At 33.5% G+C, this 13,830-nt stretch carries 16 protein-coding genes; 2 read left to right on the top strand and 14 right to left on the bottom strand.

Translation table 11 applies throughout. From position 1 onward, the window contains the following. Positions 1-123: 123 nt before the first annotated feature. From AAFN87_RS02540 to AAFN87_RS02525, 4 genes are all read right to left on the bottom strand, one after another. The gene (locus AAFN87_RS02540) at positions 124-303 is read right to left on the bottom strand and encodes a hypothetical protein (RefSeq protein WP_347789411.1); all 180 of its coding nucleotides are present in this window, start codon (positions 301-303) and stop codon (positions 124-126) included. A 202-nt stretch (positions 304-505) separates the two neighbouring features. Continuing rightward, positions 506-991 carry a tetratricopeptide repeat protein gene (locus AAFN87_RS02535; protein WP_347789410.1) on the bottom strand — a complete coding sequence of 162 codons (486 nt, stop codon included), beginning with the start codon at positions 989-991 and terminating at the stop codon, positions 506-508. Between the two features lie 254 nt (positions 992-1,245). After that, complete coding sequence (locus AAFN87_RS02530; protein ID WP_347789949.1) at positions 1,246-1,815, bottom strand: AAA family ATPase; 570 nt, start codon at positions 1,813-1,815, stop codon at positions 1,246-1,248. A gap of 186 nt (positions 1,816-2,001) precedes the next feature. Continuing rightward, positions 2,002-2,736 carry an HAD-IIB family hydrolase gene (locus AAFN87_RS02525; protein WP_347789409.1) on the bottom strand — a complete coding sequence of 245 codons (735 nt, stop codon included), beginning with the start codon at positions 2,734-2,736 and terminating at the stop codon, positions 2,002-2,004. 148 nt (positions 2,737-2,884) lie between these two features. On the opposite strand from AAFN87_RS02525, the gene AAFN87_RS02520 reads away from it, so the two are divergent. Next, positions 2,885-3,643 (top strand): GNAT family N-acetyltransferase, encoded by a 759-nt coding sequence (locus AAFN87_RS02520; protein ID WP_347789408.1) that lies wholly within the window; start codon positions 2,885-2,887, stop codon positions 3,641-3,643. A gap of 72 nt (positions 3,644-3,715) precedes the next feature. Continuing rightward, positions 3,716-4,000 (top strand): hypothetical protein, encoded by a 285-nt coding sequence (locus tag AAFN87_RS02515; RefSeq protein ID WP_347789407.1) that lies wholly within the window; start codon positions 3,716-3,718, stop codon positions 3,998-4,000. Between the two features lie 387 nt (positions 4,001-4,387). Here AAFN87_RS02515 and AAFN87_RS02510 read toward each other — a convergent pair whose 3' ends face one another. From AAFN87_RS02510 to AAFN87_RS02465, 10 genes are all read right to left on the bottom strand, one after another. Continuing rightward, positions 4,388-5,569, bottom strand: coding sequence for an anti-sigma factor family protein (locus tag AAFN87_RS02510; protein WP_347789406.1), 1,182 nt, complete (start codon positions 5,567-5,569; stop codon positions 4,388-4,390). Continuing rightward, positions 5,559-6,101, bottom strand: a complete 543-nt coding sequence (locus AAFN87_RS02505; protein WP_347789405.1) for an RNA polymerase sigma factor — start codon at positions 6,099-6,101, stop codon at positions 5,559-5,561. The genes AAFN87_RS02510 and AAFN87_RS02505 overlap by 11 nt, the downstream gene beginning before the upstream one ends. Before the next feature lie 409 nt (positions 6,102-6,510). Then, positions 6,511-6,837, bottom strand: a complete 327-nt coding sequence (locus tag AAFN87_RS02500) for a MazG nucleotide pyrophosphohydrolase domain-containing protein (protein ID WP_347789404.1) — start codon at positions 6,835-6,837, stop codon at positions 6,511-6,513. A gap of 67 nt (positions 6,838-6,904) precedes the next feature. After that, positions 6,905-7,663: a class I SAM-dependent DNA methyltransferase gene (locus AAFN87_RS02495; protein ID WP_347789403.1), complete on the bottom strand. Its 759-nt coding sequence runs from the start codon at positions 7,661-7,663 to the stop codon at positions 6,905-6,907. 66 nt (positions 7,664-7,729) lie between these two features. Continuing rightward, entirely contained in the window at positions 7,730-8,596 is an 867-nt protein-coding gene (locus tag AAFN87_RS02490) for an arylamine N-acetyltransferase family protein (protein ID WP_347789402.1), read from the bottom strand. 87 nt (positions 8,597-8,683) lie between these two features. Then, the gene (locus AAFN87_RS02485; RefSeq protein WP_347789401.1) at positions 8,684-8,887 is read right to left on the bottom strand and encodes a hypothetical protein; all 204 of its coding nucleotides are present in this window, start codon (positions 8,885-8,887) and stop codon (positions 8,684-8,686) included. A 226-nt stretch (positions 8,888-9,113) separates the two neighbouring features. Then, a complete protein-coding gene (locus tag AAFN87_RS02480) occupies positions 9,114-10,859 on the bottom strand; it encodes a glycoside hydrolase family 35 protein (RefSeq protein ID WP_347789400.1) in 1,746 nt (581 codons plus the stop codon). A 128-nt stretch (positions 10,860-10,987) separates the two neighbouring features. Then, positions 10,988-11,326: a cupin domain-containing protein gene (locus AAFN87_RS02475; RefSeq protein WP_347789399.1), complete on the bottom strand. Its 339-nt coding sequence runs from the start codon at positions 11,324-11,326 to the stop codon at positions 10,988-10,990. A 14-nt stretch (positions 11,327-11,340) separates the two neighbouring features. After that, a complete protein-coding gene (locus AAFN87_RS02470) occupies positions 11,341-11,901 on the bottom strand; it encodes an HAD-IIIA family hydrolase (RefSeq protein WP_347789948.1) in 561 nt (186 codons plus the stop codon). A 417-nt stretch (positions 11,902-12,318) separates the two neighbouring features. After that, complete coding sequence (locus AAFN87_RS02465) at positions 12,319-13,785, bottom strand: transglutaminase domain-containing protein (protein WP_347789398.1); 1,467 nt, start codon at positions 13,783-13,785, stop codon at positions 12,319-12,321. Between the last annotated feature and the right edge of the window lie 45 nt (positions 13,786-13,830).

Below are 13,830 nucleotides of genomic sequence, written 5' to 3'. Positions count from 1 at the left end.
TCAACAATTTTAGTTAATTAGTCTATAAACAAATATCAATAAAAAATTGCTCATATAGATCAGTTATTAAAATAAAAGGTATTTGAATCGATTTGAATGCCTTTAATTACGTACCCCATTCTGCTAATAACTGTTTTTTGGCACTGTATTTGTTTTAAAATCAATTAAATATAGTATTAAACTAATTAACGCACAACTTAAAATAAAACTAAAATCTATAATCGGTGTAGTAAATGCTGCTAAATAAATTGTTATGTGTGCAAAAAATCTGCCAATAGTAAATTGTAATCTTGATGCGGCCATGTATTGCCCTCTTGCATTTTCCGGAGCATATTGGCTAACAAAATTATGAATTACGGGTGAACGAACAATCTCTCCAAATGTAAAGGAGTATGGAAACCAAAGGAAAAACCTTTCTATTTTAAGTGCACTAAAAAACGAACATAAGTTCTTCTGAATGATAAAAAGCAGACGAACCTATTAAAAAGTTTGTCTGCTTTATTTTTTAATCCCAAACTTGATCAAGCTTATCTGCATAAAAATTAATTGCGTTTTTATAAGCTAGGATTTCTTCGTCTTGAGTTGTATTTGTTATACATTTTAATAACAAGTTCATTGCCTTTGTATGCTCTTGTACATTATAAAGTGTCATAGCGTAAAACACTTGAAATTGGATTTGATCTGGAAAATGATCAATTGCTTGTTCTAATATTTTTTTCGATTGCTCATATTTACCTAAAGTGCGAAAAGTACTACCTAAACCTAACATTGCCCCTTTCAAACTTTCATCCGTTAATCCAAGTGCTATTGCTTTTTCATAGTATGGTACAGCACTACTTTCTTCACCTAAAAGGTCACAACACCAAGCATATTGATAATGGACTTCTGCATGATATGGGTGGTCGTCCAATAGTTCTTTAAAAATATTGAGTGCTTCTTTTACTTTACCACTTTTCCGTAACTCCACTGCTTGTTGGAATAATTTGTCCAATTGAATTTGCTCCTTTATAATCCAAGATAGAAATATTCTTTTTAAGTTTTGATAAGCTACTTCACCATAACTTGAGGCTGATTTCCGTTGCGGCTGAGGCCAACATGATGTTGGTCACGAAGGCGTTGTCACACTATGTGAAGATCCTAGCCTTTGTTCATATTTAACGCTAATCCCTAAAGAGTCACGCTGGCACCACTCTAAGCAATAATGCTTTAAAAATAATGTCATCCATGACTTTTGGTGATGAACTATTAATAAGCCCTATCCGCAATATGTATAATTTTTTGAATAACAAAATTAGCTTCATTATTGTCTTTAATAACAAATAAATAGTCTACTTCGCCCTCTACTGGGTCAACTACATCTTCATGAAGTGATTCAATCTGCTGCTTTTCAAGAACTTGCTCAAAATTTGAGTATGCTCCTCTAAAAATATTCGTGCTACGTTCGCTCATAGTTACTCTAGCTCGTAGTATTTCATCAGGAATATCAAAATGAACAAGAATACGAATAAACTGATTTTTATTAAACAATGTCTCAAGTAAATTTAATCGACTTTTTCGACTGCGGTTCGAATTGCTAATAATTAAATGTAAATCTGTATTTTTTATTGCGTGATCTACAATTAATTGTGATAAAGAATGTTTAAGTGTATTAGGACCTGTTTTAGGTTGTAATTTATTGTAGAAAGTATTAATGAATTCAGCTTGGTTATCTTGATCCATTACAAATGAGTTACTTAGTTGTTTTTCTAACTCTATTGCAAAAGTCGTTTTTCCACTATGCGTTTTACCTACAGTCATAATAACTAATCTTTTCATCATTTCGTCCCCTATCCCGTTACAATTTATCGAAGTCAAAAACTATGTGAAATATTTATTAAATCCAATCCTCTATACAGAAAAAACTCTTTTTTTAATGTCAATTTGTACCCTTTCACAAAAAATTAATGCAAACATTGGGTGAATATGACAAAGCTATCAACAGTGCTTTAAACGCATTACCAACTATGAAAACTTCTTAGCTAATTGTTTAATTCGTTGTGGTACATCTTCAACCATTATTTGTTCGTTTGCAAACTGCGCAACGTCATGATTTCCGACACACACACTATAATGTGCATGTTGAAATAATTCCTGATCATTTTGGTCATTGCCAAACGCGATATATGTATTGGGTTCAATCCCTAGTCTTTGCAAGCCAGCTACTTTATGGACATTTTGCGGACTAATATCGATCAAACCTTCATCTCCATGCTCATACAATGTAACTGGTAACTTTTTCAGGTGTTCTTTGATTTCTTCATTATTAGTAAATAAAACTGCTTTTGAAATCGAATGTAGTTCTGTTAATGGTTTATTAGTGGCTGTTTTTAAAGGATCTAGATTTTGATAAATCGGATGGCTTTCTTCACCTGTAAAGCTATAATCCCAATCACTATCTATTAAATATTGCAGGTTATATTTTTCTATTATTGTTTTTAACTCTGCAATCGTTTGCTCTGAAAAGGATTGTAATTGAACATCACCTTTGACAAATGTAAATGCTCCGTTTCCCCCTACCATTCGATAGTGATAATAACGTTTTGGTAGTACGGGTAGCATATCGCGAATCGGCCTAGCCGAAGCAAAAACAACCTCATGCCCATGGATAGTACACATATCCAATGCCGCGCAAATTTCTTCTGTTAATGGACGACCTTTAAAACAAATCGTACCGTCTAAATCGAAAACAAATATCATATAGACCTCTCCTTTATACCTCTTTCAATAATACCATTTTTACCCTTATTTCAAATAATTACTATACAAATTTTTAACATTAGAAGGATTTGCACTCTATTTATCGAACATACATACGAGTAGATACATATTAAAGGAGAGAAATTATTTGGGAACGGTTGAAATAGTACATGTAGATAATAAAAATTCACACGAAGAAGGTTGTTATTGCCTCCGAAGCAAACCGAAATCTGAAGGTTACATAAATAAAAGCGATTGGTTAATAGAAAGATTTAATGAAGGTTTACAGTATATAAAAATTATGGAGAATGACAAACAGGCTGGATTTATTGAATACGCCCCAATTGAGTATAGTTCGCGAGTTGTAGATGGAGAAAATTATTTAGTAATTCATTGCTTATGGGTGAATATTACCGGCAAAGGATATGCTACACAGCTAATTAACAAATGTATCGAGGATGCTAAGCAGCAACAAAAAGATGGTGTCATTGTGATAACAAACCCTGACACATCTTGGACCCCTAGTAAAGATGTCTTTATAAAAAATAATTTTGTTGAAATGGACAATGCACCGTATCATTTTGAATTACTTGTTTATAAACTTACTGATGCTCAAAATCCGTATTTTCCGAATGACTGGGATGAACGTTTAAAGCCTTTTACAGAGCTAACAATTATCCGAACAAAACAATGCCCTTTCCTTTCTATCGCAGCTGATAATGTTGTAGATGGAGCAAAGAAACTAGGATTGGATGCACAGGTAATTGATATCAAAAGTAGAGAAGAATTGTTAAGACTTTCCCCTACTCCATATGGGGTATACGGCGTTATTTATAAAAATAAATTAATTGCTTATCATCGACTAACTGTTCATTCTGCTACGAAGCGATTAAAAGAATATTTTTAGATGTAAACGAGAGGCTACACTTACTCTTTATGATTCTATTAAGAGTAGGCATCTTCATAAAGGAGAAGTGAAATGAGAAAATGGGTGTTATTCACTTTTGTCGTGTTTTTACTGAGTGGATGTGTAAAAATATCAACAGTTAATGTAAGTAAACTAGATGAGTTGCCGAGAAAAGTTGATAAATACATACAACCCGAACTTAGGCTACAATTAATTAATAAAAATCAAAATCATTGCTATATCATCTATCGCACAGAAAATGATGTGCAATTTTTAATTGGAAACGATGGAAATGCAGTCCGATTATCATTATTTGAAGAACCATCAAATTCTAGTGAGGTAAAAACTTATATATAAAAACTTACAAAGCAAAATACCGCGGAATATGTAAGAGTATTTATTGATGATGAATATGTAAAATTTGAAGCAATCACCAATATGAAGTAATGGGTGCGCCACTTGGGTTTTGAACAGTAAGCCCGTAATCAAATTACGTAAATAAACAACCATGCGCATCCAGCATATTGAACATACCTATGGGTGCAAGAACTAGCGAAAAATATCCAAGTTACCTGTATAAAATAGCCATCTATCTAAAAGGTATTAGGTAGACAGCCATTCATCGTTCTTACCGAAAAGGTAACAAATTTAGCTAGATATAAGTACAAACACAATTACAATTTTAAAATCATATTAAGTTACTAGACTTTCGTTTAAACAATATACACAGCGAGAGCTTTTTTGTTAGTGTAAATCTAACACAATTGAATCAATTTGTTTTTCTATCTTTACAGTAGTTGGCACTAGTTTAAAAATAGCTGGGATTTGTTCGAAATTCTCAAACTGTAATTTATAAAAGGTACGATTCTCGAATCGGTCATTAAAATGTCCACTTGTTCGGTCAGATAAAACTAAACGATCATTAATAACTATCCCCCAACCATCTGCACGAATATCTGGATTACCTTCCGTAGAAATTTGTAAATGTAATGTGTCTTGTTTGATTTCTAATGAATCAATTGTATACGTTACGTTATTAAATTGAAACGGCTGTAATTGTGCTGTATTCACTTCTGTCTCAAATAAATCTAACACAGAAGCTTCCATTTGAAGCACTTCAAACGTTGCGGGGTTAGTATACTTTGGGATGGACATTGTGTAAATCATTTCGCCCAATACATCTGTGCCGCCACCACTAGGACCTGAAAATTCTGAAATCATTTGCTGTTCGCCATCACGTCCTTTACGTTGGGTAGATACAATTAATTGTCCTGTTTCATCACGAATTTCAAATTGAACGTTTGATCTTACATTACCGAAAAAGGCATCTAGTTCATCGTATAATTTTGGAACGCTCGCCACTTCAATAGATTGATATTTATTTAATTGTTGCTTATATAAATTATCTTGATCTAGCTGGTATTGTTCTTTAAATTTAACTCGATAATGAATATCAAAATTTTCCCCATTTTCGACAACTTTATCAATAGAAACATCCAAGAATGGCTCATTATAATTTAAGACTTGTTCACCATTTAAATGTTCTTCCTGCTCGCTACTATTCGTTTCTACTAATTGTGTTGGCTCATCAATCGGCTGTGTCACTTCAATCGGTGTACGATTCCAATAATAAAACGCAAAACTTAGCATAATAGAGGCTGCACTGATTACAGTAATTTTTAAAGTATACAAAGATTTTTTACGCTTCGTATTAGTTCGAATACGTTGCATAATAGCATCATCTTGACTATGTGTCATCATTGGCTTATTGAGCTGTGCAAATAATATTTTTTGTTCATTTACTAATTGCTCATATTCACGTTGACAATTTTCGCAGAATTGCAAATGGGCTTCTGTTTTTTTTTGTTCAACCTCATCTAAAAAACCTTCAACATAATCTTCCAATAAATTCGAATCACATTTCATAAAAATAACCTCCTTTTGTCATTGTGATTGACCTAAGTTTTCTTTTACTCCGGTGTAACTTATTACGAACATCATTTAAAGAAATTTGAAGCACTTCGCTTATTTCATCGTAGCTTAGCTCATTTACATATTTCAGTAACAATACCATGTACTCTGTTTCATCCAACTGTAAAAGGAGTTTTTCTAACTGCTCATTTCTTTCATGTAACAACAATACTTTTTCAGGATAACGATTATCCATTACATCACTGTCGATTCGTATCGTTTGTAATTTATGAATCCGTAAATAATCGAAACAATTATTGACTACAATTCGGTATAGCCATCCATTAAATGAGCCTATTTTTTTATACTTATGTAGGCTATAAAATACTTTTATAAAAATATCTTGTACGATATCTTCAGATGCAGCACGATTTTTTACTATTCTTATGACAGTGGTAAAAACTTTCTGCTCATAATGTTTTACAATATGTACAAAATGATGACTTTCACCATTCTTTACTCGTGTGATTACTTCATCCATCTCCATTGGTTTCACCTCCCTACTACTATAACGGAAAAATTTTCATTTCCTCTCAAATATTTTATATTTTTTCTCCAATTTCGAATTTAGACAATTGTTATTCTGTAAACAAAATAACAAGCCCTCCTAAGTGCTTGAGGCTGCTGAAAAAATTACGTTTTACATTTCAGATTTGTTTTTCAGATAAAAATAATCGCACCAGTATAAGGTGCGATTTTTTATCATTCTAGCTTACTTTTTAATTAAAATAATCATCTAATTTTAGTCAATACAACTTCTAATATGCGTAATAAAAGAAAACTTGTCAGTGATGGGATCTAGTGTCATAAAAAAGCCTTCAAATGCTGATATATCAGTACTTGAAGGCTTTTAAGTGAGTTCCCAAACGTTAATGACTATGTATTGCATAACACTTTTATTTTTTAAGTGCCACTAAAAATTCCGCTAAATTTGGAGATTGATTGTATTTAACTGAAGCTTGTTTATCCTTTTCGATAATAGACTTTGTTAAATCAATATTATTAATGCTCGCAATAGCTACTACGTAATGTATAACATCGACTAACTCTTTTTCTAATGAAGCATTTGCTGTATTTGCTTTTCGTCCTTCTAATTGGTTTAATACTTCGGCTACCTCACCAATTTCTTCTACTAGTTTCATGAACAAGGCAGCTGAGGTACCTCTTTTTTTGTATTTTAATGCTAAGTAACACTGTAAATCATGCAATGTGAGTTGGTCCATTTCTATTAAACCTCCCGTTATTTTCATAACATATAAATATTTTAATTATGGCTAATTCATACGCATCTTATATTTTCTCACATACATAAATCATAGAATAACTCTTCGAATGGAGCGGCGTTTTTTTCCAATCACTATAAACTTCTTTTACTTGTAGTTGGTGCTGTTCTAATAAACGTTCCATTTCCTTTGGGTACACGTAGCGTAATTTTATTCTAGTTTTCAATTCATTGATTACATTACCTTCGTTTAAGTACCTACGAATTGTTGTATAATATTGAATTTGCTCTAAATTGTCATAGTGACTAATCGTTGATAATTCAACTTTTTGCCCTGTTTCCGGATCTATATAGCTCGTCCAATATTCCTCAGTAGGTGGTTGCAGCAGTTCGTCTGCACTTGGAAATCTTGTATCAAAAATAAATAAGCCACCCTTTTCTAAATGCTTAGACACAGAGCTTATTAATCCATCTTGATCTTCATTTGTTAAAAAGTGCTGAAAAGAATTTCCGACTGAGTAGATGAGCTTAGTTTTCAATCCTAAATCAAAATTTGTACAATCTTCCTTTATCCATTCAATAGAAACGTTTTTCTCCAAGCCTTTTTTAGTAGCCGCATCTAACATACCTTTATGTACATCTATCCCTATGAGTTGTTTTCCTTCTATAGCTAAAGGTATTGTTGCGCGTCCCGTCCCACATGCAATATCAACTATGACGCCATCTATATTTCTTACAACTTCCTTTAAAAACTCTATATCTTCGCCACCTCTATTTTCTTTATCATAAAGAGATGTATCATCGTATTCCTCAAAATATCGTTCCATACTTTACCTCATTATCCTATTATTATAAAATTCTATTATATACTTTAATAGTTAATTTCAATAGATTTATTTTGTTTCTAGTGATTTCTTCCATACCTCATGTTCTTGAAAAACTTTTTTCCAAATCAAATGTTGCTCAAGTTTCGTATAGTGCACTAATTGTTCATAAAATAAACTATGTAGTACTTCTAACCATTGTGATTGTTTTGTTATTTCTACTCTTTCAATATGATCATTGACTCTTCTTGTCAGCATACAGCCTTTTAATTCATTGCTCCCATTGGCATGTCTATTTTTAAAAATTAAAAAGTTTATCCAAGGGGAATTTTCGGATTCACTATAAATTTGATGCTGCATTTGAAATGATTCAATGGTCGATATGGTTTCAACAGCATAATCAACACCTTTATAGGAGGCTTTCGCGTCATTATTCAATCTCCACCCATTCGGATCAACACTCGACGTGGTTACTTCATAGATGCATGGTCCTTGTGTGTAGCTCCCTGGGCAAAGATGAACCGGTTCATACGGCATATCACCTAATCCAACATCTACTAAATAGTGTTCATCCTCACCATTTGTATTTTGTAAGTTTACCGTTAACCCTACATGGAATGAATCAATTTTAGGACAAGTACCACTCGTTTGTACTCCTGCTCTATGCAAAGAGACTTTAAAGCCTAGTTTATTTAATAGAGCAGCAAATGCTCCATTTAAATGAAAGCAATAACCACTTCTGTTATTTGTCATCAACTCTACTGTTTGTTTACTATCAATTCCAACTGGTTTTCGTGTAAATATATCAAGAGTTTGCCATGATATTTTTTCAACATGCGCACGATGTAATTCGAACAGAAAATCTATAGTCGGTGGTTGAATTTCTAAAATTCCAAGTCTATTTAAATATTTTTCTACATTTACTTTTGATAACAAATTAGTCACCTCATTAACTAATAATTTTACTGTAAATTGGAAAATAAAAACAGCTTGTGATTTATTTTTACTCACAAGCTGCTGCCATTACATTTTTTGTTGTGTACGTTTACGCTCTTTTTTATATTCAGTAAAGCGGAGTATACTACCGCCTAAAGCAAACACCATGCCTATAGCAATAAAGACGACTTCCATCGTTTTTGATGTAGTTGGCAATACGCCAAAAATCGTCAATAACACTACTAATAGACCTTGCATAGAGATTAAATATCCTGCTAACCCTAAGCTCATTTCCTTCACCTCTCGTCAAATTTTATCGTGCGGCTACAGAAAATGCAATGAACGCAGCTTAGATATTAGTTATTTCCCCCTGATTTTTGACCAAAATTTTGCTGACAATGTCCTTAATTACAGCGCTAATTTCACTTGAGTCAGCTGTTACGACAGCTCAAAATTTCCTACTATTGCACTCGTTATTTGAATCAGCTTGAATAATCGTTTTTATTGGATTTCTTGTTTAGCCTAATTTATGTTCATTAATGAGTGAAATGCTATCATTATCATGTTCATGGAGTTCAAAGACAATCAGTTCATTTTCACCTTTTTTCAATAGTGGACCAGGTAAGTATAAGGTCTGTTGCGGACCGACTTCCCAATATCTCCCGAGGTTAAATCCATTAATGAATACAACCCCTTTTTTCCAGCCAGACAACTCAACAAATGTATCCCCAATCTCCTCAACATCAAACTTTCCACGGTAGAAGCTCGGGTGACTATTATGCTTAACGGCGTTTTTCTTAAAAACAAGTTGTTCAATATTATCGAGAGGCAATGTATAAATTGTCCAATCGAATAGGAACTGATAACGGAATCGAACACCACGGGTAATCCCCTTATTATCATATAACTCCGGTCCATAATTCACTCGCCCCATGTTTTCAACGAGAATTTCCAAAGTAGCACCTTCTTTAGGAATCTCAATATCAAGCGAATTGTTGTCCCAACAATCAATTAAACCGATATATTGTCTATTAACGAATACAAGTGCTCGATCTTTCACATCTTTAATAGTTAATGGAGCTTTTTCATGAGGTCCATTTATAAAAGTTTGATACAATGTAAATCCGTAATCCTGACCTAATTCTTCCATTGTTTCTGGATTGGCACGTTGAATTGGCTGAGAAATATTTTCTAGTGCATCGAATAGACTAATAGATTCTTCCATTTTTACGGAACCATAATTGATTTTCGGTATCGGTGCCGGCAATACAAGATCACCAATGTCTCGAAGTTTAGCAAGCGCCTCTCTAACAGCATAAAATTTTGGAGTAATATCTCCTGCCTCACTGATTGGACAGTCGTAGTCATAGCTAGTAACTGTAGGCATATACTTACGGTCATAATTAGCACCATTATAGAAACCAAAGTTCGTTCCACCATGGAACATGTAAAAATTAACCGAATTTCCTTGTTCAATCATTTCAAAAAAGGTTTTAGCTGTATCATGAGGATCCCGTGTATGATGCTTCTCACCCCAATGGTCAAACCATCCGTTCCAATACTCCATAACAATATTAGGGGTATCAGGGAATTGTTCCTGCAATTTTCCAAAAGCCTGTTCTGGATTCGAACCAAAGTTTACGGTTGCTAAAACATTTTCGACTGTTCCACCCTTTAGCATTAAATCAGTTGGACCATCTGATGTGAACAATAGCACATCAATGCCACGCGAAATCATACCGTCTCGCAAATGCTTTAAATATGCTTGGTCATTACCAAAACTTCCATACTCATTTTCTACTTGCATAGCAATTATCGGCCCGCCATTTGATGATAACAGCCGACGCATTTTTTCTAACAAAACATCATAATAACGATCCACTTTTTCTAAAAATGGCCCATAGTATGAACGAACGCGCATATTTCGATCAGCTAGTAGCCAAGCTGGCAAACCACCAAACTCCCACTCCGCACAAATATAAGGACTTGGGCGGACGATGACATATAGGCCTACTTTTTCAGCAATCCGAATGAATTTTTCAATATCCGCGATTCCCGAAAAGTTAAAGTCCCCTTCTCTCGGCTCATGCAAATTCCAGGCCACATACGTCTCTACACAATTAAAGCCACATGCTTTCAGTTTTAGTAGCCGATCCTCCCAGTATTGTGGAACGACTCGAAAGTAATGGATTGCTCCAGAAATAAGCTGAAATGGCTCTCCATTCAAATATAAATCTTTACCTCTTACCGTTAAATTAGACAAATGACTTCTCTCCTTTTATGTTTGTGAGTTTGTGCAAGAATATTTTTCGCCGCTCAAATGAAATGCCAAATTGCCTCTGTGCTATCTAGTAGACCAGTGGGAATCCATCACCTGATAGTTTTGTTCCGTTATTTATTAACCCTGTCACCTCTACTATTTGGTTGTGAAATGACCAAAAATTCCACATCTTCATTGGAATCATTACGCATTTGATGCTCAATAAGTGGTGGTACTTCTACCCCCTCTTGAGAGTTTAACGTGATCACTTCACCATTTATTTCAATAGTAGCAACCCCCGATAATACAAAGAAAAATTGGCGAGCTTGCTGATGATAATGCATTACTTCTGTTGTGTTAGCAGGCATCCTTTCATGAATAATGCTTAATTCTTTATTTTTCACTAAATGCCATCCATCGCAGTTTTCTCCCCATATGTAATGCTCGGCATTTTGTTTACTAATCTTCAAGACCATCATTCCTTTTATTCAGTAGTTTGTCTCATATCTTCAATAATCCAATGAACAGCATGTAATAGATTAGTAGCAACAAAATCAGCCTCAACTTCTCTCCAGCTGTCTCTATATGTTGTAAGAGAGCTTACTTCCCATCCAGTCCTAACTAATATTTTTTTTGCACCTACTTTATGTGCTGCAACCATATCCGCACTGCCGTTATCACCGACAATATAACATTTTGCTAAATCTAAATGATGATCTTGCTGTGCTTTCAATAACATTCCTATATTAGGTTTTTGACATTCACAGAAATCCTCAATTTTATGCGGACAATAATAAATACCATCAAACTTAGCTGCGTGCTCTTTAAGCTCTATTTGGAGATTATTGTAACGCTCCATTAACTCTTCTTCAGTAAAGTAACCTCGAGCTATTCTACTTTGATTAGTAAAAATAAATACTTTTATTCCTAAATCATTTAGTAATCGAATGGCGGCTGGAGTAAATTCATACATACAAAACTCAAGTGGATGTTCGCCACCTCCGTGCCCACCTATTGTTCCGTCTCGATCTAAAAATACAGCAATAATTTTACTTCCCCCATTTCTATGATTTAATTTTACACTCGTTTATTTAAGTAGTTTCAATCTTTAAAAAATAAAATCATTATTATTGGATTGGCTGTGGTTTAGCATTCAAATGATAGTTAGTTACTTTTTTATTAGTATTTTAGTGCGTTTTTCCACTTATGTATTTACTTTCTATTAATAGAACGGAAAACCTTTTAATAAATAAGCGCACTTTGCCATTTAGAATAGTTAATTAATTTTTCACTGTAATCTTTATATCTAAAACGGATGTCTATAATGTCGTTACAGTCAAAAAGGAGGTGTCCAAAAATGACTTTTCAGACGCCTCCTTCACAGTTTACAAGGACCCTTTTCTTTTCCTTACTAATTTTTAAATGATCTGCCTAAAGACCCTATTGTATGCCATAATCAATATTACTCAACCATTACCGACTTCCATACAACTATTTGAAGTTTATAGTTTTCAACATATAGAGGAGATACATCGAAATACCAATATGCCTCGGTTGAATCGTCGTTACTTAAGTTATTTATAGATTTCTGAAGAATATTTTCAGCATACCTCGTTTCGAGAATTTCACCGTTTTCATCTATAACTGACACTTCAAAGGATACGTAATAATCATTATTTGTATAGTTCAGGAAATCAAATGTAGCTTCAACAGAGTCAGGATTATTACTATCTTGCGCTATATTGATATTTTGAATGTCATAATTAAATTTTGAATCTTGTTTTTCATGAAAGTCCAAATTAGAGCTGTCATCTAAACTTTCCTCATTTGTAGACAAATCTACTCCATACTGCTCATTAAAATAATCATCATATTTAGTATCCGTTATATATGGGAACCAGTGTTTTTTATAATCATTCGATATATACTGATCCGACACAAGGAAAAACTTATAAGGATTTTCCAAAAGCAAGCTTTCATAGTTAGCGTTTATTATATAATCATTAAACTCAAGTACTTTATTTAAATATGTTACATCTAAGTGATACCACTTTCCATCGACCTTGACGGCATTCCAATAATAATGGCTCCATCCGTATGCTTCACCTCGTACTTCTTTGTTTCGTATCCCCGCTATATCTAGTAAGAACGCCGTTGCATCTGCAAAACCTTGACTTACAGCAACTCCTTTTTGTAAAACCCCTTCTTTACTAAAAGAAGTATGCGGAATGTTTTTATATCCTGTCGTTGTGTCAAATTCTGAAATACTTGCTACGTAATCTGCAATAGCCTTGACCTGTTCAAATTCAGTCATTTTAGGATTAATTATTTGCTTTATTATTTTGGAACCTTGTGCATATAACTTGTCCTGTCTCGCCTCATAATCCTTCCGCGCACAATCTAATTTTGTTACTAATTGCTGTGTGAAGTGTTCTTCTTTTATTTTCTTTGGATCTACTTTTATCAAATGGTAATTTTGTGATCCTTTAGGGTCTTTATAGAAATAGGAAGGAGAATCCTTATAATATAGCCCATCGTTTAACACAACAACATTAGAATATCTACTTGTTAAACCATAACCATGCGATAGTAAGTATTCATTTCCTTTTTTAGCTATACTAACTTGATTTCCTTTAACTGCCTCATGATACTCCATACCATTTTTCATCGATTTTTTATATGTTAAAACGTATACAGGAGTATCTTTTAGAATTGTTATTTTCAAACTTTCGTCATCAAAACCACCAGTTTCATGTGTTAAATTAAGATTGCCCCACTTAAATTTTGATTTGTATGTATATGGTTTACAGGAGTTAACACCTTTTTCTTCCTTTTGTTTGAAATCTGATGCTGATATTTCAGCAGGAGTAATCAGCAATGAACTTAAAATAATGATTACTGTAGTTATTAATACTAATAGCTTCTTCATGTAACATCTCCATTCTCATATAACTGTGTTTTCTAGTGCGCATTT

It is taken from the genome of Solibacillus sp. CAU 1738 (assembly GCF_039888725.1).
Taxonomy (GTDB): Bacteria; Bacillota; Bacilli; order Bacillales_A; family Planococcaceae; genus Metasolibacillus.
The sequence above is the reverse complement of the archived record's forward strand: the minus strand, read 5'-3'. Positions and strand labels throughout refer to the sequence as shown.

Bases quoted from the DNA above. Each gene is read 5' to 3' on its own strand.
- AAFN87_RS02530 (WP_347789949.1), bottom strand. From the start codon at position 1,815: ATGAAAAGATTAGTTATTATGACTGTAGGTAAAACGCATAGTGGAAAA.
- AAFN87_RS02495 (WP_347789403.1), bottom strand. From the start codon at position 7,663: ATGGAACGATATTTTGAGGAATACGATGATACATCTCTTTATGATAAA.
- AAFN87_RS02515 (WP_347789407.1), top strand. From the start codon at position 3,716: ATGAGAAAATGGGTGTTATTCACTTTTGTCGTGTTTTTACTGAGTGGA.
- AAFN87_RS02465 (WP_347789398.1), bottom strand. From the start codon at position 13,785: ATGAAGAAGCTATTAGTATTAATAACTACAGTAATCATTATTTTAAGT.
- AAFN87_RS02485 (WP_347789401.1), bottom strand. From the start codon at position 8,887: ATGAGCTTAGGGTTAGCAGGATATTTAATCTCTATGCAAGGTCTATTA.
- AAFN87_RS02500 (WP_347789404.1), bottom strand. From the start codon at position 6,837: ATGGACCAACTCACATTGCATGATTTACAGTGTTACTTAGCATTAAAA.
- AAFN87_RS02510 (WP_347789406.1), bottom strand. From the start codon at position 5,569: ATGAAATGTGATTCGAATTTATTGGAAGATTATGTTGAAGGTTTTTTA.
- AAFN87_RS02540 (WP_347789411.1), bottom strand. From the start codon at position 303: ATGGCCGCATCAAGATTACAATTTACTATTGGCAGATTTTTTGCACAC.
- AAFN87_RS02525 (WP_347789409.1), bottom strand. From the start codon at position 2,736: ATGATATTTGTTTTCGATTTAGACGGTACGATTTGTTTTAAAGGTCGT.
- AAFN87_RS02505 (WP_347789405.1), bottom strand. From the start codon at position 6,101: ATGGAGATGGATGAAGTAATCACACGAGTAAAGAATGGTGAAAGTCAT.